Origin of the sequence: Kitasatospora phosalacinea (assembly GCF_030268885.1) — a bacterium.
GTDB classification, from domain to species: domain Bacteria; phylum Actinomycetota; class Actinomycetes; order Streptomycetales; family Streptomycetaceae; genus Kitasatospora; species Kitasatospora phosalacinea_C.
The window spans coordinates 251,923-270,496 of sequence record NZ_BSSA01000002.1 but is presented as its reverse complement, the minus strand read 5'-3'; the positions used below and the strand labels follow the sequence as shown (position 1 = coordinate 270,496).

Below are 18,574 nucleotides of genomic sequence, written 5' to 3'. Positions count from 1 at the left end.
CACCCCCCGGGCGCCCATCCCCCTCTCTGACGTGGATTGGTGGCATGAACGAGCGGAGCGAGCGAGCAACCCAGGACCAGGGCGGCGGCCCGCCCCAGGAGCGCCCGGGCGGCACCCGGTCCGCCGCCCCCGCGGACCCGGCCGCCGACTGGTACGTCGCCGACACCTACGCCCACGACCCGTACGCCGCCGAGGCGTTCGGGAGCGCGGACCCGTACGGCGCGATCGACCTGCCGGGGGCCGGCCCCGACGAGACGGACACCCCCGAGGGGTCGGCCGCGGTGCCCGGCCAGAGCGAGCGCGGGCCCGAGGCCACCCTGCAGCTGACCGCCCCGGCCCCGCGCTGGGCGTCGATCGCCGCCGAGGTCGCGGCGCAGGCGGGCACCGAGGCGCGGCCCGAGCCGGAGGCCGACGCGGAGAACGGCACGGAGGCCGACGCGGAGGACGGCACGGCCGGGCCGCGGTGGAAGGTCGAGACCGACCCCGAGCCCGCGGAGGACTACGTCGGGGTGGACTCCCTGCTGTCGGCGACCGCCGACGGGCCCGCGGAGGACGGGCCGGAGCGGCCCGGGCCCGCCGCGGAGGAGGAGCGGCGCCCGTACGTGCCGCCGATCGAGTTCGACCCCCCGCTGTCCGAGGAGGAGGCGGTGCTGCAGGCCGACGCCGCCGTGCTGGAGGCGAACGCGGCCGCCGCCGCGGCCGCGCCCACCGGCCCGGCGACACCCGCCCTCGCGCCCGGGCCGGCCCCGTCGGAGGCCCCCGCGGAGCCGGACCGCCCCGCCGACGGCGGCGGCCGGGTCGCCGGGCTGCTGAACTCCAGCGCCGTGATGGCGGCCGGCACCCTGGTCTCCCGGGGCACCGGCTTCCTGCGCACCATGGTGATCGCCGCCGCGATCGGCGTCGCCTCGATGGGCGACTCGTACAACGCCGCCAACACCCTGCCCACCCTGCTGTACATCCTGATCGGCGGCGGCGCGCTGAACGCGGTGTTCGTGCCGCAGCTGGTGCGCAGCATGAAGAACGACGAGGACGGCGGCACCGCCTACGCGAACCGGCTGCTCACCCTGGTGGTGACCGGCCTGGCGGGCGTGGTGTTCGTGGCGGTGCTGGCCGCTCCGGTGCTGGTGCAGCTGATCTCGCACGCACTGATGCGCGACCAGGCGAGCGCCGACACCACGGTGGCGCTGGCCCGGTACTGCCTGCCGACCATCTTCTTCATGGGCGTGCACGTGGTGATGGGCCAGATCCTCAACGCGCGCGGCCGGTTCGGCGCGATGATGTGGACGCCGGTCCTGAACAACGTCGTGGTGATCTTCACCTTCGTGATGTACATCGCGGTGTACGGCACCTTCCAGCACACCGAGGTCACCCCGCAGTCGATCTCCCCCGAGGGCGTCCGGCTGCTCGGCATCGGCACCATGCTGGGCCTGGCCGTGCAGGCGCTGGCGATGATCCCGTACCTGCGGGCGGCGGGCTTCTCCTTCCGGCCGCGCTTCGACTGGCGCGGCCACGGCCTGGGCAAGGCCGCCCGCCTCGCCAAGTGGACCTTCCTGTTCGTGCTGGCCAACCAGGCCGGCTTCCTGGTGGTCACCCAGCTGGCCACCGCGGCCGGCAAGGCCGCCGAGCAGGACGGCCACCTCGGCGTCGGCCTGGCCGCGTACTCCAACGCGCTGCTGATCTGGCAGCTGCCGATGGCCGTCATCACCGTCTCGGTGATGAGCGCGGTGCTCCCCCGGCTCTCCCGGGCCGCCGCCGACCAGGACTCCGGCGCCGTCCGCGACGACCTCTCGTACGGCCTGCGCACCTCGGCGGTGGCGATCGTCCCGGCCGCGTTCCTGTTCCTGTCGCTGGGACCGGTGATCGGCTCCTCGATCTACGGCCTGGGCAACGGCGGCGCCGTCGCCCACGGCACCACCGCGGTCGGCTACATGCTCTCCGCCTTCGCCCTCGGCCTGGTCCCGTACTCGGTGCAGTACGTGCTGCTGCGCGGCTTCTACGCCTACGAGGACACCCGCACGCCGTTCTCCAACACCGTCTGGGTGGCGCTCACCCAGGCCGCCACCGCGGTGCTGTGCTGGCTGGTGCTGCCCGCGCAGTGGGCGGTCACCGGCATGGCGCTGGGCTACGGCCTCTCCTACGCGGTCGGCGTGTCCGTCGCGGTGCCGAAGCTCAAGGCCAAGGTCGGCGGCCTGGACACCGCCCGGATCACCAAGACCTACGTCCGGCTGGCGATCGCCTCGCTGCCCGCCGCCGCCGTCGGCCTGGCCCTCGAACTGCTCGCCCTGCAGGTGCTGGACGGCTGGATCGGCAACGTGCTGACCCTGCTGGTCGCGGGCGGCGCGCAGCTCGCGGTCTTCCTGGTGCTGGCCCGCAAGATGCGCATCGAGGAGCTCGGCGCGCTCACCGGAATGGTCCGCAGGCGGCTCGGCCGCTGAACCGCCCGCGGGCGCCGCGTTGACGAGCCGTCAACCCGGACGCGGACGAACCGTCGGATCCTCAGTACGCTTCTCCCGGGCCGGAGTCGGGGTTCGCCCCCGGCTCCGGCCCGTTCGTCTGCTGTTCCGCCGGAAGTGGGGCACCGGGCAACCTCCCGCCACTCCCAGAGGTCGTACCTGGGGTCCGGAAGTGGGCACAATTGACCCTGCACGGCCGACCGCTCCGGCAGGCAACGGAACGTCGACCGTCCAGGGATGGACCGGGGCGACTCAAGGGGAGGCAGGACCACGGTGGCTGACGGCACCAAGGCGATCGTCGACACGTCCGAGACGGGCGGGGCGGCGAGCGAGGCCGCGCCGACGACGGGCCCGGAGCCCGGCGCCGGCTCCGACCACGGGTCCGACCCCGCGCCCGCGCCCGACCGCGCCGCCGCGAACTCGGCGAAGGAGCCGGCGAAGGGCGCGGCAAAGAGCGCGGTGAACGGCGCGACGAAGGCCACCGCCAACGGCAGCACGGCGAAGGGCGCAGCGAAGGGCACCGCGAGGAACGGCGGCCGGAGCAACGGCAAGGGCACCGCGAAGGCGGACCCGAAGACCACCCCGCTGCGCCCGGCCCGTCCGAAGGCAGCCGCCCCCGCGCCCGCCCCCGCCGCACCCGCCGCCGCACCGGCCGCACCCGCCCGGGACGGCTCCGCGGAGCAGCCGCAGGGCCTGCCCCCCGAGGCCACCGCCCCGCTCTCCGCCCAGGAGATCGACGCCGAGCTCGCCGCCCAGGGCGCCCGCCCCGACCGCCCCTCCCGCAGCCGCGGGGTGCGCCGCCCGCTGCCGCCGCTCGAGCCGGCCGAGCCCGCCCCCGCCACCAGCACCGAGACCCTGGACGCCGACACCGCCACCCTGCCGACCGTGCTGCCCGCTCCGAAGCGGCACAGCGGCGACAAGATCGGCGCCCGCTACCGACTGGAGGAGTGCATCTCCGAGTCGGAGACCTTCACCAGTTGGCGCGCCGTCGACGAGAAGCTCCGCCGCGCCGTCGGCGTCCACCTGCTCGCGGCCGGCCACCGCCGCGCCAAGTCGGTGCTCACCGCCGCCCGCAGCGCCGCCCTGCTCGGCGACCCGCGCTTCGTCCAGGTGCTGGACGCGGTGCAGGAGGGCGAGCTGGTCTACGTCATCCGCGAGTGGCTGCCCGGCGCCCACGACCTCGGCGAACTGCTGGCCGACGGCCCGATGGAGCCCTACGACGCGTACCAGATGGTCCGCCAGGTCACCGACGCGATCGCCGCCGCCCACGAGCGCGGCCAGGCGCACCTGCGGCTCACCCCCAAGTGCGTGCTGCGCACCGACGGCGGCCAGTACCGGATCAACGGCATCGCGGTGGACGCGGCCCTGCGCGGCCTGCCCGCCGAGGACGCCGAACTGACCGACGTCCGGGCGATCGGCGCGCTGCTGTACGCGGCGCTCACCCACCGCTGGCCCTACCCCGAGGACCGCTACGACCTCCAGGGCCTGCCCAAGGGCCTCGGCTGCCTCCCGCCGGACCAGGTCCGGGCGGGTGTCCACAAGGGCCTCGCGGAGCTCGCCGCGCGGATCCTGTGCGAGCAGCCCCCGAACCACAAGGAGCCGATCACCAGCCCCGCCGAGCTGGCGGCGGAGATCAACCGGATGCCGAAGATCCGGCAGCCCGAGCAGCCCGTCCCGCCCGCGCTGCGCGCGCTGCCCGCCGCCCGGCCGCGCTACGCCGCCGGCGCACCGACCCAGGCGCTCCCCCGCACCGAGCCCGCCGCGCCCACCGGGCCCGTCCCGGCCCCCGCGCCGCGCCGCCGCGTACTGCGCCGCCTGCTGAAGTGGACCGCCGCGCTGGTCGCGCTCTCCACCGTGGCGGTCGGCTCCTGGCAGCTGGCCCAGTACGTCAACGACCAGCAGGACAAGGCGGGCAGCACCCAGAGCAGCCCCGCGCCGGCCCCGACCGGGTCGGCGGCCGCCGGCACCGGCGAGAAGCTCACGATCGCCTCGCTGGCCCCGTTCAACGCCTTCGGCGACACCAAGGACGAGCACAGCAGCGAGCTGCCGAACGCCACCGACGGCAACCCGTCCACCGCCTGGACCACCCAGCGCTACAACGACCAGTTCGGCGGGGCCTACCGGCCCGGCACCGGCATCCTGATCGACCTCGGCTCGGCCCGCCGGGTCGGCTCGGTGGACGTCCAGTTCCTCGGCGACACCAAGGCCGAGCTGAAGGCCGCCCCCACCGGCACCGCCGTCCCGCCGACCGCCGACGAGTCCGGCTTCCGCAGCTTCGGCGCCTCGGTGGCGGCCGGCTCCGGCACCAGGGTCACCCTGCGGCCGGACAGCCCGGTCACCACCCGGTACCTGCTGCTCTGGCTGACCAACGTCCCGGTCAACGACGACGGCGGCGGCTTCCGCGGCAAGGTGGCCGAGATCCAGGTCAACGGTTAGGCCCCGTTACCGAACACCCCTTGATCCGTTCCGGCCCATCCCCAACGATGTGACCCGGGGCCGCAACGGCGCGCCCCGGGCCGCCGCCGCAGCGGACGGCCGAACCGCGAGGAGGGGGCGGATGGCCGAGGAGCCCACCGACGCCGAACTGCTCGCCCGGCACACCGCGGGCGACCCGGACGCCTTCGGGCTGCTGGTGCACCGCCACCGGGACCGCCTGTGGGCGGTCGCGGTGCGCACCCTCGGCGACCGCGAGGAGGCCGCCGACGCCCTGCAGGACGCCCTGGTCTCCGCGTTCCGGGCCGCCGCCGGGTTCCAGGGCCGCTCGGCGGTCACCACCTGGCTGCACCGGATCGTGGTGAACGCCTGCCTGGACCGGGCCCGTCGCGGTGCGGTCCGCCGGGCCGAGCCGCTCGACCAGCGACCGGGGGGCGCCGCGGAACGCGCGCTCGGCAGCGCCGAGGACGCGGAGCAGCACGCGGAACGGGCCGAGACCCGCCGCGAGGTGGCCGAGGCGCTGGCCGAACTGCCCGCCGAGCAGCGGGCCGCCCTGGTGCTGGTCGACATGCAGGGCTACCCGGTGGCCGAGGCCGCCGAGGTGCTCGGCGTCCCGGTCGGCACGGTCAAGAGCCGCTGCGCCCGCGGCCGGGCCCGGCTGCTGCCGCTGCTGCGCCACCTCGGCCCGGGTTCGGTTCCACGTGGAACCGAACCCGACGGGAGCGCCCCGGTTCCACGTGGAACGGCCGCCGCGCCCGGCGCACCCGCCGCCGGTGTTCCACGTGGAACACCGCTCCGACCGCCCGGTGGTGTTCCACGTGGAACACCGGCACGGAGCACCGCCTCCCCGCCCGCTCCCCGGGGCGGGAACCCGAACCCGCCCTCCCCCGTCCCACCCACGGATCCCTCGCCCGCGCTGGAAGGAGATGCGACCCCGCGATGACGCCGCACCCGCCTTCCGACCACCCCGGCCCGGACGCCCTCGCCGACCTCGCCGAGGAGCTGCTGCCGCCCGACCGGGCCGCCGCGCTGCACGCGCACCTGGCCGCCTGCCCGGCCTGCGCCGAGGACTTCGCCCTGCTGCGCGAACTCCCGGACCTGCTGGCCGACACCCCCGTGCCCGCCATGCCGCAGGACCTCGCGGACCGGCTGGCGGCCGCCCTGGCCGCCGAGTCGGCCGCCCGCGCCGAGGCCCGGCCGCAGACCCCGGCAGCGACCCCGGCCGAGCCGCCCCGCCCCACTCCCCCGTCCACCCCGTCCGCCCCCGCCCGCACCGGCTCCCCGGCGGGCGCGCCGCCCGCGACCACCGGCCCCGGACGCCCGCCGCGCCGCCGTCGGCGCGGGGCCCGGCTGCTGCTCGCCACCGCGGCCGTCGCCCTGGTGGCGCTCGGCGCGGGCCTGGGCGGTGCGCTGCTCGACCGCGGCAGCAGCCGGGACTCCGGCGCCGCCAGTGCCCACGCGCCGGTGACGGCCGCCGACGGCTCCCAGGCCGACAAGACCACCGGCGGCGACCCCACCGCCCCCCGGCAGGTCGCCCCGGGCAACGGCGCCGAGGCGACCGGGCCGGACTTCACCCCCGACCGGCTCCCCGCCCAGGTCCGGCAGTTGCTGGACGGGAAGGCCCCGCACCAGCTCGGCGCGCCCACCCCCGAGGCGGCGTCGGTGCCCGCGTCCTGCGTGCTGGAGGCCGCCGGGCACCCGGGCGAGCAGCCCGCCGCCGTCGGCCCCGGCCGCTACCAGGGCCGACCGGTGCTGGCCCTGGTGTTCCGCCCGCCGGGCGGCAGCGGTCCCCTGGACGTCTACCTGGCCACCCCGGACTGCCCCGGTTCGACGATCCTGCTGCACAGCACCGTTCCGGCCCCCTGATTCCTCGCCCGGCCGGGCCCGCCGCGACCGGAGTGCGGGCGGTGGGTGCGGTCGGGCCTGGGAATGCGGGAGACTGGTGAGTCGTTGTCCGGGGCGGCGGAGCAGACCGCCCTCCACCGCGCGAGCGGGACGCCAGGCGAACCAGGAGAAGCAGTGAGCGACGTCCGTAACGTGATCATCATCGGTTCCGGCCCGTCCGGGTACACCGCTGCGCTGTACACCGCGCGTGCCTCCCTGAAGCCGTTGGTCTTCGAGGGTGCGGTCACCGCGGGCGGCGCGCTGATGAACACCACCGAGGTGGAGAACTTCCCGGGCTACCGCGACGGCATCATGGGCCCCGAGCTGATGGACAACATGCGTGCCCAGGCCGAGCGCTTCGGCGCCGAGCTGGTCCCGGACGACGTCGTCGCCGTCGACCTCACCGGCGACATCAAGACCGTCACCGACTCCGAGGGCACCGTGCACCGCGCCCGCGCCGTGATCGTCGCCACCGGCTCGCAGCACCGCAAGCTCGGCCTCCCGAACGAGGACAAGCTCTCCGGCCGCGGCGTCTCCTGGTGCGCGACCTGCGACGGCTTCTTCTTCCGCGACCAGGACATCGCGGTGGTCGGCGGTGGCGACACCGCCCTGGAGGAGGCCACCTTCCTCTCCCGCTTCGCCCGCAGCGTCACCGTGATCCACCGCCGCAACTCGCTGCGCGCCTCCAAGGCGATGCAGGAGCGGGCCTTCGCCGACCCGAAGATCACCTTCGCCTGGGACAGCGCGGTCGAGGAGATCCACGGCGACCCGAAGCTCTCCGGCCTGACCCTGCGCGACACCAACACCGGCGACCTGCGCGAGCTGCCCGTCACCGGCCTGTTCATCGCGATCGGCCACGACCCGCGCACCGAGCTGTTCAAGGGCCAGCTCGACCTGGACGCCGAGGGCTACCTCAAGGTCGACGCCCCCTCCACCCGCACCAACCTCCCCGGCGTCTTCGCCGCGGGCGACGTGGTGGACCACACCTACCGCCAGGCCATCACCGCCGCCGGTACCGGCTGCTCCGCCGCGCTGGACGCCGAGCGCTACCTCGCCGCGCTGTCCGACGCCGAGGAGGCCCCGGCCGCCGTCGCCGCGGTCTGACCCGGCCGTACCCGCAGCACCCGGCGTCCGTGACGGGCCTGACGCAGCAACAGGCCCGTCCGGGCGGAGGAGGCAGAAACAGATCCGCCCCCGCCGTTGTTATCACTGACGCACCTCTCCTCCGACCCCAAGGAGTTCCCGTGGCCGGCGCCACCAAGGAAGTAACCGACGCCACCTTCGAGGCCGAGGTCCTCAAGAGCGACAAGCCCGTCCTCGTCGACTTCTGGGCCACCTGGTGCGGCCCGTGCCGCCAGGTCGCTCCGGTCCTGGAGGACATCGCGGCCGAGCACGGCGACAAGCTGTCCGTCGTCAAGCTCGACGTGGACGCCAACCAGGAGACCGCGGCGGCGTACAACGTGATCTCCATCCCGACGCTCAACGTCTACAAGGGCGGCGAGCTGGTGAAGACCATCACCGGCGCCCGCCCGAAGGCCGCGCTGCTGCGCGAGCTCGCCGAGTACCTGTAGGTCCTCCCGCACCGCCGAGGCGGCCCGGACGGATGATCCGTCCGGGCCGCCTCGGCGTTCCCGGGGTGGTCCGAGGCTTCGTCAGGAGGCCCCGGGAGCGCGACGGCCTCCGTCCGGTCGCGGGCCCGGTGCTCCGGAGGCTTCGCTGAGAAGCCCTCAGCGCCGCGGCATCCCACCGCGGGCGGCCGCCCCGCAGCGGAGAACCGCTCCCACGGAAGCCCCCGGGAGCCCGCTCAGAACGGCCGCAGCGCCGGTTCGGTGCGCCGCCCGCCGAGCAGCCGCTCCAACGCGCCCTCCACGTCCTCCTTCCAGGAGAGCGTGGTGCGCGCCTCCAAGCGCAGCCGCGGGTACCGGTGGTGCGGCCGGACGGTCTTGAAGCCCACCGCCAGCAGGTGGTCGGCGGGCAGCACGCAGCTCGGCACCTCCCGCCCCTGCGCGCCGAACGCCTCGATCGCCCGGAAGCCGCGCCGGACCAGGTCCTTGGCCACCGACTGCACCAGCACCCGTCCCAGGCCCTGCCCCTGGAAGTCCGGCAGCACCCGGGACACCATCAGCTGCACCGCGTCCGGCGAGATCGGGCTGGTCGGGAAGGACTGCCCGCGCGGCACGTAGGCGGGCGGGGCGTAGAGCACGAACCCGGCCGGGCGGTCGTCCACGTAGGCGACCCGCCCGCAGGAGCCCCACTCCAGCAGCACCGCGGAGATCCACCCCTCCTTCTCCAACTCCCCCTTGCCGGCGTCCTGCGCGTCCCGCCCGCTGACCGGGTCGAGCTCCCAGAAGACGCAGGAGCGGCAGGTGTTCGGCAGATCCGAGAGGTTGTCCAGCGTCAGCGGAACGACCCTCCGTCCCACGCCCGCACCTCCTCCTCCAGGCGGAAACGGTCCAGACCTCCAGTCTGCTCCGCCCGACGGAACGGGTGCACGTTTCACGTGAAACATGCACCCGTTGGTTCGCCGATCGTGGTCCCGGGGTCAGGAGAGCGGCAGACCCTGCTCGCCCGGGGCCAGACTGTCCAGGATCCGGTTCAGGTCCTCGACCGAACCGAACTCCAGTACCACCTTGCCCTTGCCGAACTTGCCGCCGCTCTGGGCGACCTCGACCTTGACCCGGGTCTCGAAGCGGTCCGAGAGCCGCCCGGCCAGCTCCTCGAAGGCCGGGGTGGGCAGCCGCTCCGCGCGCGGGGCCCGCCTCTTCGGCTCGATGCCCGCCAGCAGCTTGGCCGCCTCCTCGGTGGAGCGCACCGACAGCCCCTCGGCCCGCACCCGCTCGGCCAGCTTCTCCTGCCGCTCCGCGTCCGGCACCATCAGGATCGCCTTGGCGTGCCCGGCGGTGATCACTCCGGCCGCAACCTTCAGCTGCACCGACACCGGAAGCTTCATCAACCGCAGCGTGTTTGACACGTGCTCCCGGGACTTGCCGACCCGCTCCGCCAGCTGGAGGTGCGTGCAGCCGAAGTCGCGCAGCAGCTGGTCGTACGCGGCTGCCTCCTCCAGCGCGTTCAGCTCGGCCCGGTGCAGGTTCTCCAGCAGCGCGTCCAGCAGCAGCTTCTCGTCCTCGGTGGCCCGGACGATCGCCGGGATGGTGTCGAGACCGGCCTCCCGGGAGGCCCGCCAGCGACGCTCACCCATGATCAGCTCGTACCGGTCGGGACCGGTCTGACGGACCACCACGGGCTGCAGCAGGCCGACCTCCTTGATCGAGGTGACCAGTTCGGCGAGCTTCTCCTCGTCGAACACCTCGCGCGGCTGGCGCGGGTTGGGCCGGATCCACTCCAGCGGCAGTTCGGCGAACTGGGCGCCGTTCACCGGGGTCAGCGCCGCCTCCAGGACGCTGCGGCGCTGGTCGCCCGCCAGCTCCCGCAGGCTCTCCGCGGCGGCCTTGGCGGCCACCGTGCCGCGGTCGGTCGGCACCGGCACCACCGGCACCACCGTGACCGTCCCGGGCTCGGCCGGCTCGGCCGGAGCTCCCCCGGCGGCCGCCGGCTGGGTCGCCGGGATCAGCGCCCCCAGACCCCTGCCCAGACCCCTGCGCGTGCCACTCACCGCTTGCCCTCCATCGAACTGTGCTGTGCCGTCGGCGCGGACGTCTCCCCGCCGCTGCGCGGCGGAACGACCGCCGCACCCGCCCGGTGCCGCCCGACCGTCGTCTTGGCGACCTCGGCCCGCAGCGCCAGCTCGCGCGCCGCCTCCAGGTAGGAGAGCGCACCGGTGGAACCCGGGTCGTAGCTCAGCACGGTCTGTCCGTAGCTGGGCGCCTCGGAGATGCGCACCGACCGCGGGATGGCGGTGTTCAGCACCTCCTTCTCGAAGTGCGTCCGCACCTCCTCGGCGACCTGCGCGGCCAGCCTGGTCCGGGCGTCGTACATGGTGAGCAGGATCGTCGACACGTGCAGCGAGGGGTTCAGGTGCGCCCGCACCAGCTCCACGTTGCGCAGCAGCTGGCCGAGGCCCTCCAGGGCGTAGTACTCGCACTGGATCGGGATCAGCACCTCCTGCCCGGCCACCATCGCGTTGACGGTCAGCAGCCCCAGCGAGGGCGGGCAGTCGATCAGCACGTAGTCCAGCGGCTGCTCGTAGGCGGCGATGGCGCGCTGCAGCCGGCTCTCCCGGGCGACCAGCGAGACCAGCTCGATCTCGGCGCCCGCCAGGTCGATGGTGGCCGGGCAGCAGAACAGCCCCTCCACCTCGACCACCGGCTGCACCACGTCGGCCAGCGGCTTGCCCTCGACCAGCACGTCGTAGATCGACGGCACCTCGGCGTGGTGGTCGATGCCGAGCGCGGTCGAGGCGTTGCCCTGCGGGTCGAGGTCGATGACCAGCACCCGCAGCCCGTGCATGGCCAGACCGGCGGCCAGGTTGACGGTGGTGGTGGTCTTGCCCACCCCGCCCTTCTGGTTGGCGACCACCATGACCCGGGTCGCGGCGGGCCGGGGCAGCGCTTCCCCGGTGTGCCCGACGGCCGGGGCGGCGCCGTGCGCGGCCCGGGCGGCGGGGGTGTCATCCACCTGATCGACGATCTCCGACTCCTGCATGGGGGTCAGTGTTTCACGTGAAACCTGACCCGCGACAGTCACCTCCGGGTGACGGTCCCGGGCCCGGTTGCGGTCTTGATCAAGTACGCCGGAGAGCAGGAAGCGACGTTTCACGTGGAACACGATGCCCGGAATGTCGGGATCAACCGCCTCGACACTCCGAGTCCGGCACCATCGGAACCCCAACGGAAACGGGGCGGGCGGCCCACCGGCCACCCACCCCGAACACCAGTACCAGCGGACTCAGCGCCGCCCGCGACCGCCACTGCGCCGACCCGCGCCCTCGCCGCCCTTGCCGCCGCGCCCCGCCCGGGCCGCCTTGGCCCGCCGGGTGGCCGCCCGCACGCCGCCGGGGCTCTCCCCCGCCTCCACCCGCACCACCCGGGTCGGGGTCACCAGCACGCCCTCGCCGACGCCGATCACCGACCACTTCACCGCACCGAGCCGGGTCAGCGCCGCCCGCGAGTCCGCCAGCTCCTGCTCGGCGGTGTCGCCCTTCAGCGCCAGCATCTGCCCGTACGGGCGCAGCAGCGGCATCCCCCAGCCGGCAAGCCGGTCCAGCGGCGCCACCGCGCGGGCGGTCACCACGTCCACCGCCAGCTTGCCGACCGTCTCCTCGGCCCGGCCGCGCAGCACCGTGACGTTCTCCAGACCGAGCTCGCGGACCACCTCCTCCAGGAAGGTGGTGCGCCGCAGCAGCGGTTCCAGCAGGGTCACCGAGACGTCCGGCCGGGCCAGCGCCACCGGGATGCCCGGCAGACCGGCGCCCGAGCCGACGTCGCACAGCGAGACCTCTGCGGGCAGCAGTTCGGTCAGCACCGCGCAGTTGAGCACGTGCCGGTCCCACAGCCGGGGCACCTCGCGCGGGCCGATCAGCCCGCGCTGCACCCCGGCGGTCGCCAGCAGCTCGGTGTAGCGCACGGCCTGCGGCAGCCGATCGCCGAAGATCCGTCCCGCCGCCTCCGGAGCCTGACCCGGCCCCTCCAGCGGCGCCTCGGCCTCCGTGCCGTCCCTGTCCATCTCTGCCTCTCCGCTCACCGTCGAATCCACCCGCCGTACCAGCACTGTTCCACGTGAAACGCCACTCCGCCGCAGAGCCGACGACCCCGCCCGCGCGAGGCGGGCGGGGTCGGACGCCGGAACGGCAGCACCACCGGCGTCAGGCCGGCAGCACGACCACGCAGCGCTGGGGCTCCTCGCCCTCCGACTCGCTGCGCAGACCCGCGGCGGCCACCGCGTCGTGCACCACCTTGCGCTCGAACGGGGTCATCGGCCGCAGCTTGACCTGCTCGCCGGTGCTCTTGACCCGCTCGGCCGCCTCCGCGCCCAGCTCCGCCAGCTCGGCCCGCTTGCGCGCCCGGAAGCCCGCGACGTCCAGCATCAGGCGGCTGCGCTCACCGGTCTCCCGGTGCACGGCCAGCCGGGTCAGCTCCTGGAGCGCCTCCAGCACCTCGCCGTCCTGGCCCACCAGCCGCTGCAGCGTCCGGTCGTCGCCCTCGCTGACGATGGAGACCAGCGCCCGGTCCCCCTCGACGTCCATGTCGATGTCGCCGTCCAGGTCCGCGATGTCCAGCAGACCCTCCAGGTAGTCGGCGGCGATGTCACCCTCGTGCTCCAGACGCGAGAGGGCGCTCTCACCGGCCGGGGCGGTGTCGACGGCGGAGGTGGTGCCATCCGTCACAGGTGGACTCCTTCGGAAACGAGGCCCTCGGGTGGGGCCGAGAACGAGGGTGGGACTCTACTTCTTCTTCGGCCGCTGGCCGGTCTGGCCACCGCGCCGCGGCTGCTGGCGCTGGCCCGGCTGGGCCCCCGGCTTCGACCCGCCCGCCTTCGTGCCGGGCTTCCCGGCCCCGGTCGACGCGGCCGGCTTGGCCTCCGCCTGGTCCGCCACCGGCGCCGCGTCCGGCGCGTCCGCCTGCTCCGCGGTGTGCGGCTGGTGGGCGGCGGTCGCCTGCCGCTGGGCCTTGCTCTGCTTGCGCGGCTGCTGGCGGCGCACCTGCACGCTCTCCGCCACCGCCGCCTGGGCCGCCGCCTCCGCACCCTTGGGGTTCTTGGAGCCGGTGAGCATGGCCACCAGGCCGACCTTCTGGATCGAGCCGTCCGGGTTGATCCGCCCGGCCTTCTTCAGCCGCGCCTGGCGCTCGTCCCACGCCCGGCTGCCCGGCGTCGGGTTGTTGCGGATGACGATCAGCTGCTGGCCCATCGACCAGACGTTGGTGGTGAGCCAGTAGACCAGCACACCGACCGGGAAGTTGATGCCCATCACGGCGAACATGACCGGGAAGACGTACATCAGCATCTTCTGCTGCTGCATGAACGGCGTCTTGACCGAGAGGTCGACGTTCTTGGTCATCAGCTGGCGCTGGGTGATGAACTGCGACAGCGACATCAGCACGATCATGACCGCGCAGACGATCTGGATGTGGATGCTGTCCGCACCGACGAACTTGGCCGACAGCGGGGCGCCGAAGATGTGCGCCTGCTTGGCGCTCTCCAGCAGCGGCTGGTCGATCACGCCGATCGTCTTGTCGTTGGCGATCGAGGCCAGCACGCCGTAGAGGGCGGTGAAGAACGGCGCCTGCACGAGGATCGGAAGGCACGAGGAGAACGGGTTGGTGCCCGCCTCCTTGTACAGCTTCATCATCTCTTCGGACTGGCGCTGCTTGTCGTTCTTGTAGCGCTCCTGGATGGCCTTCATCTTCGGCTGGATCGCCTGCATGGCCCGGGTCGCCTTGATCTGCTTCACGAAGAGCGGGATCAGGCAGATCCGGATGACGACCACCATCATCACGATGGACAGACCCCACGCCAGGCCACCGTCGGGGTCGAAGACGTGGCTGAACAGCGAGTGGAACTGGACGATGATCCAGGACACCGCTGTGTAGAGGGGACTCAGAAAACCGAAGGTCACCGGTCAGACTCCTTGGGCATCGGGCTTCGCCACCGGCTCCGGCTCGGCGGTCCCGCTCGTGGGGTTCAGCAGATTGCGCAACCGGCGGTGCCACACCGGGTGCTTTCGCGGCGGAACGTGGTCAACCCCACCGGGAGACCAAGGGTTGCAGCGCAGGATGCGCCAGCCGGTCAGCCAACCGCCCTTGATCGCGCCGTGGACGCGAACCGCCTCGTACCCGTAGCGCGAGCACGAGGGGTAGTAACGGCACACCGGACCGAGCAGCGGACTGATGGTCCACTGGTAGAGCCTGATCAGGCCCATCAGCAGGTACTTCATCGCCCTGTTCCCGTCGGGGCACCGCCGGTCGGCTCCGACCTGAGAAGACGGCGCAGGGCCGCGTCCAGGTCGTGCTCGAGGTCCGGGTACGGGGCCGTCGCCGCAGCCGGCAGCGCCCGTACCACTATCAGGCTACCTGCGGGCAACCGGGACAGGCGCTCGCGGACCAGGTGACGCAGCCGACGCTTCACCGCGTTGCGGACCACCGCCGGCCCGACTGCCTTGCTCACGACGAAACCCGCACGCGCCGGAGGAAGCCCCTCGGCGACGTGCGGGTGTGAGTCGCTGTTCCGGTCGGCGCCCGTGTCGGGGTCCACCTCTCTGTGGAGGTGGACCACCAGCAGGGGCCGACCTGCGCGGCGACCGCGTTTCACCGCGGTCGCGAAGTCCTGGCGCCGCCGCAGCCGATTCTCGGTGGGCAGCACGGCAGACCCTCTGCGCGGATCAGGCGGACAGGGCGCTGCGGCCCTTGGCGCGGCGCGACGCCAGGATGGCGCGGCCGGCACGGGTACGCATGCGCAGCCGGAAGCCGTGGGTCTTGGCGCGACGACGGTTGTTCGGCTGGAAGGTGCGCTTGCTCACTCGGGGGCTCCTGGGGTGAATCGTAGGATGACGGGGAATCGCTTGGCCGTCACCGTGCGTCCGCGCGATCTCCCCTTGCACTGGGAAATCCGGTACCCGGCCCCAGATCTGCTGGGTTGGGACCACCACGGCGCCCGTGCTGCGCGCGTCATGGAAGCGGGCGGACCCGCGGACATGCGGCAGCGGCCATCGACAACTCGACCTGGTTACGGTACGCGGGAGCGGGTCCGAGGGTCAAACCAGGTGGCCGCCACGCCGTTGCCCACAGCCTGTGGACAGAAACTTGAATCAGCTCTGCGCGCTGACTACCGTTGCAGGACTTGTCTCTTTTGTTCTGTGCCCGCGACCGCACCGGCGCCGCGCCACCCGAACCCCTCCCCCTTCCTTGACCTTGCCTGGCTCCCCCTGTCCGGGGAACGAGAAAGCGTGTACCAGTGGCTGATGTCAACAGCGATCTCGTCCTGATGTGGTCGAGGGTCGTCGAGCGACTGGTGAGCGACAGCGACGTCGTGGAGAAGGACAAGAACTGGGTGCGCCGCACCCAGCCGATGTGGATGATGCACGACACCGCCCTGCTCGCGGCGCCCAACGAGTTCGCCAAGCAGGTGCTGGAGGGACGGCTGCTGCCGCAGCTGACCGACGCCATCTCGCAGGAGTTCGGGCGGCAGGTCCGGATCGCGGTGATGGTGGACGCCAACGCCGCCCCGGTCGGCGAGCCGGAGCAGGAGTCCGAGCTCGACCCCGAGCCGGTGCCGGAGTGGCCGCACCCGCGCCCCGAGCAGTCGTACCCGGCGCGCGTCGAGCAGCCGTACCCCGGCCGCGTCGAGCAGCCCTACCCGGCCGGGCCGGGGGGCTACCAGCAGCCGGGCCCGCCGCCCGGCGCCTGGCCGGGCCGGGGCGGGGACGACTACCAGCACCCGCCGTACCAGCCCCCGGGCTACCCGGCGGCCGAGCCCTACCGGGCGCCCGCCCAGGCGCCGTACCGCGACCACCAGCCCGGCGCGGAGGCCGGCGGCTGGGGCGAGTCGGCCCCGGTGCCCGAGCGGCGGCCGGACCCGGCCCCGCGGCGCTCGCACCGGCCGGGCCCGGACTCGGCGCAGGGCGACCTGTTCGGCGGGGCGCTCGGCTCCCCGGACGAGGACCGGCCGCGCCAGGGCGGCTCCCGCCGCGGCGCCCGGCCCGCGGCCCAGCCGCAGCACGCCCAGGTCGAGCGGCCCCCCGGCGTCCCGGCCCCGCCCGGCGCTCCCCCGGCGGGCGGCCCGCGCAAGGACGAGCCGAACGCCCGGCTGAACCCCAAGTACCTGTTCGACACCTTCGTGATCGGCGCCTCCAACCGCTTCGCGCACGCCGCGGCGGTGGCGGTGGCCGAGGCGCCCGCCAAGGCCTACAACCCGCTCTTCGTCTACGGCGAGTCCGGCCTCGGCAAGACCCACCTGCTGCACGCCATCGGGCACTACTCGCGCAGCCTGTTCCCGGGCACCCGGGTGCGGTACGTGAGCTCGGAGGAGTTCACCAACGAGTTCATCAACTCGATCCGGGACGGCAAGGCGGACGCGTTCCGCAAGCGCTACCGGGACATCGACATCCTGCTGGTCGACGACATCCAGTTCCTGGCCAGCAAGGAGTCGACGCAGGAGGAGTTCTTCCACACCTTCAACACCCTGCACAACGCGAACAAGCAGATCGTCCTCTCGTCGGACCGGCCGCCCAAGCAGCTGATCACCCTGGAGGACCGGCTCCGCAACCGCTTCGAGTGGGGGCTGATCACCGACGTCACCCCGCCGGAGCTGGAGACCCGGATCGCGATCCTGCGCAAGAAGGCGATCCAGGAGCAGCTGAACGCCCCGGCCGACGTGCTGGAGTTCATCGCCTCCCGGATCACCCGCAACATCCGGGAGCTGGAGGGCGCGCTGATCCGGGTCACCGCGTTCGCCAACCTGAACCGGGCCCCGGTCGACCTGGAGCTGGCCGGGATCGTCCTGAAGGACCTGATCCCGGGCGGGGACGAGGACGCCGGGCCGGAGATCACCGCCCAGGTGATCATGCAGCAGACCGCCGCCTACTTCGGCCTGGGCGTCGAGGACCTGTGCGGGTCCTCGCGCAGCCGGGTGCTGGTGACGGCCCGGCAGATCGCCATGTACCTGTGCCGGGAGCTGACCGACCTGTCGCTGCCGAAGATCGGCGCCCAGTTCGGCGGCCGGGACCACACCACGGTGATGCACGCGGACCGCAAGATCCGCTCGCTGATGGCCGAGCGCCGGTCCATCTACAACCAGGTCACCGAGTTGACCAACCGCATCAAGAGCTAGCTAACAAAAGTCCGGCACCGGGCGGAGCGGCCGCGGCGGCACCACGCGCAACGGTCAATAACCTTTGCCGGAAGAGCAGTTGACGACACGTAGGGGAGTCGGGCCAGGGCGGCCCGGCTCCCCTTTCGCAGCCCCGGAGCGTTACCCGGACGAGTGGTGGGCCCGCGGCCGGAAGCACTCGTCCGAGTGCACGCGGGCCCCTTCCGCGGACTGCGGCGGCCGCCGCGTAGTAGGGGGCGGCCGATCGAACGCGGAACGGCTCCGGCGGTGGCCGGATCGCGCCGGTCGGGGGCGGCCGGGCGGGCCCGGTGGGTGTGGAAGGGCCTGCGGCGGGGCAGGGATCCGCGTGTCGGCCCGTTCTCCGGGCCCGCCGCCGCACCGAACGCTTGCGCAGCAATTCGAACGATTCGGGTGCGCACCCCGGTTTTCCACAGGAACGGGTGGGTCTTCCCCGTCCACAGGGTGCGCGGGGCCGAGTTATCCCGAGGTTCCTCCACAGGTGGATCGCCGCTACGCTCTTCGGCGCAGGTCAACCACCTGTGGACTTGTGCACAACAGTTATCCACAGGCTGTGGAGAACTGAGGCCCCGTCAGCCGGTCCACAGGGTTATCCACCGGCTGTCCACAGGAACGGGTGAGTTATCCCCAGGTTTTCCACAGCTGCGTCCACAGTTCGGCAACATCAACTCCCTTGTCAGCCCTGGGTGTGAAAGGCGTCACGTGATGTTGATCGGGAGCGGTGGATAACTTCGGGGATTTCTGTGGACACAGCTGTGGATAACCTGTGGATACTCAGCGTGCCCTGTGGATTACTCTCCGCTGTCCACAGCGGGGCCTGGTTGTCCACAGCCGCCGTCCACAGGTCCTGTGGACAAAATCTGGCCCCTGAGCTGCGAAAACGGGGTTATCCACGGTATCCACAGGCCCTACTACTACTGCTACACATAGAGAGCTCGGAGCTTGATCAACAGTGGGGGTGGCCCGAATCTGTGGACAACCGGGCCCCGACATTTGTTCGGCCCGCTTGTGCCCATCTGCCCCGGCTGTCAGCCGAGTACGTCAGACTGTCCTTCGGCAACCGG

At 73.1% G+C, this 18,574-nt stretch carries 16 protein-coding genes; 7 read left to right on the top strand and 9 right to left on the bottom strand.

Annotated elements, in window-relative coordinates; translation table 11 throughout:
* Nucleotides 1-44: 44 nt before the first annotated feature.
* From murJ to trxA, 6 genes are all read left to right on the top strand, one after another.
* On the top strand, nt 45-2,435 hold the full coding sequence (gene murJ, locus QSK52_RS04835) for a murein biosynthesis integral membrane protein MurJ (protein WP_285733911.1): 2,391 nt from the start codon (nt 45-47) through the stop codon (nt 2,433-2,435).
* A gap of 291 nt (nt 2,436-2,726) precedes the next feature.
* Nucleotides 2,727-4,889 carry a serine/threonine protein kinase gene (locus QSK52_RS04830; RefSeq protein WP_285733909.1) on the top strand — a complete coding sequence of 721 codons (2,163 nt, stop codon included), beginning with the start codon at nt 2,727-2,729 and terminating at the stop codon, nt 4,887-4,889.
* 121 nt (nt 4,890-5,010) lie between these two features.
* Nucleotides 5,011-5,829, top strand: coding sequence for an RNA polymerase sigma factor SigM (sigM, locus tag QSK52_RS04825; protein WP_285733907.1), 819 nt, complete (start codon nt 5,011-5,013; stop codon nt 5,827-5,829).
* Nucleotides 5,826-6,752 carry a hypothetical protein gene (locus QSK52_RS04820; RefSeq protein WP_285733906.1) on the top strand — a complete coding sequence of 309 codons (927 nt, stop codon included), beginning with the start codon at nt 5,826-5,828 and terminating at the stop codon, nt 6,750-6,752. The genes sigM and QSK52_RS04820 overlap by 4 nt, the downstream gene beginning before the upstream one ends.
* Before the next feature lie 153 nt (nt 6,753-6,905).
* Nucleotides 6,906-7,874 (top strand): thioredoxin-disulfide reductase, encoded by a 969-nt coding sequence (trxB, locus tag QSK52_RS04815; protein ID WP_285733904.1) that lies wholly within the window; start codon nt 6,906-6,908, stop codon nt 7,872-7,874.
* 140 nt (nt 7,875-8,014) lie between these two features.
* A complete protein-coding gene (trxA, locus tag QSK52_RS04810; RefSeq protein WP_285733902.1) occupies nt 8,015-8,341 on the top strand; it encodes a thioredoxin in 327 nt (108 codons plus the stop codon).
* 233 nt (nt 8,342-8,574) lie between these two features.
* Here trxA and QSK52_RS04805 read toward each other — a convergent pair whose 3' ends face one another.
* The 9 genes from QSK52_RS04805 to rpmH form a co-directional block, all read right to left on the bottom strand.
* A complete protein-coding gene (locus QSK52_RS04805; protein WP_285733900.1) occupies nt 8,575-9,192 on the bottom strand; it encodes a GNAT family N-acetyltransferase in 618 nt (205 codons plus the stop codon).
* A gap of 120 nt (nt 9,193-9,312) precedes the next feature.
* On the bottom strand, nt 9,313-10,383 hold the full coding sequence (locus QSK52_RS04800) for a ParB/RepB/Spo0J family partition protein (protein ID WP_285733898.1): 1,071 nt from the start codon (nt 10,381-10,383) through the stop codon (nt 9,313-9,315).
* Nucleotides 10,380-11,414 carry a ParA family protein gene (locus QSK52_RS04795; RefSeq protein WP_435053165.1) on the bottom strand — a complete coding sequence of 345 codons (1,035 nt, stop codon included), beginning with the start codon at nt 11,412-11,414 and terminating at the stop codon, nt 10,380-10,382. The genes QSK52_RS04800 and QSK52_RS04795 overlap by 4 nt, the downstream gene beginning before the upstream one ends.
* A 201-nt stretch (nt 11,415-11,615) precedes the next feature.
* The gene (gene rsmG, locus QSK52_RS04790) at nt 11,616-12,392 is read right to left on the bottom strand and encodes a 16S rRNA (guanine(527)-N(7))-methyltransferase RsmG (protein ID WP_285734422.1); all 777 of its coding nucleotides are present in this window, start codon (nt 12,390-12,392) and stop codon (nt 11,616-11,618) included.
* Nucleotides 12,393-12,531: 139 nt separating this feature from the next.
* On the bottom strand, nt 12,532-13,053 hold the full coding sequence (locus QSK52_RS04785; RefSeq protein WP_285733896.1) for a protein jag: 522 nt from the start codon (nt 13,051-13,053) through the stop codon (nt 12,532-12,534).
* 57 nt (nt 13,054-13,110) lie between these two features.
* The gene (yidC, locus tag QSK52_RS04780) at nt 13,111-14,283 is read right to left on the bottom strand and encodes a membrane protein insertase YidC (protein ID WP_285733893.1); all 1,173 of its coding nucleotides are present in this window, start codon (nt 14,281-14,283) and stop codon (nt 13,111-13,113) included.
* Between the two features lie 3 nt (nt 14,284-14,286).
* Nucleotides 14,287-14,601 carry a membrane protein insertion efficiency factor YidD gene (gene yidD / locus QSK52_RS04775; protein WP_033214182.1) on the bottom strand — a complete coding sequence of 105 codons (315 nt, stop codon included), beginning with the start codon at nt 14,599-14,601 and terminating at the stop codon, nt 14,287-14,289.
* Nucleotides 14,598-15,026 carry a ribonuclease P protein component gene (rnpA, locus tag QSK52_RS04770; RefSeq protein ID WP_285733891.1) on the bottom strand — a complete coding sequence of 143 codons (429 nt, stop codon included), beginning with the start codon at nt 15,024-15,026 and terminating at the stop codon, nt 14,598-14,600. The genes yidD and rnpA overlap by 4 nt, the downstream gene beginning before the upstream one ends.
* A gap of 19 nt (nt 15,027-15,045) precedes the next feature.
* Entirely contained in the window at nt 15,046-15,183 is a 138-nt protein-coding gene (gene rpmH, locus QSK52_RS04765; protein WP_043915359.1) for a 50S ribosomal protein L34, read from the bottom strand.
* Between the two features lie 434 nt (nt 15,184-15,617).
* On the opposite strand from rpmH, the gene dnaA reads away from it, so the two are divergent.
* Nucleotides 15,618-17,492, top strand: coding sequence for a chromosomal replication initiator protein DnaA (gene dnaA, locus QSK52_RS04760; protein WP_285733884.1), 1,875 nt, complete (start codon nt 15,618-15,620; stop codon nt 17,490-17,492).
* Nucleotides 17,493-18,574: the final 1,082 nt, after the last annotated feature.

Bases quoted from the DNA above. Each gene is read 5' to 3' on its own strand.
- rsmG (WP_285734422.1), bottom strand. From the start codon at position 12,392: ATGGACAGGGACGGCACGGAGGCCGAGGCGCCGCTGGAGGGGCCGGGT.
- QSK52_RS04820 (WP_285733906.1), top strand. From the start codon at position 5,826: ATGACGCCGCACCCGCCTTCCGACCACCCCGGCCCGGACGCCCTCGCC.
- murJ (WP_285733911.1), top strand. From the start codon at position 45: ATGAACGAGCGGAGCGAGCGAGCAACCCAGGACCAGGGCGGCGGCCCG.
- sigM (WP_285733907.1), top strand. From the start codon at position 5,011: ATGGCCGAGGAGCCCACCGACGCCGAACTGCTCGCCCGGCACACCGCG.
- yidD (WP_033214182.1), bottom strand. From the start codon at position 14,601: ATGAAGTACCTGCTGATGGGCCTGATCAGGCTCTACCAGTGGACCATC.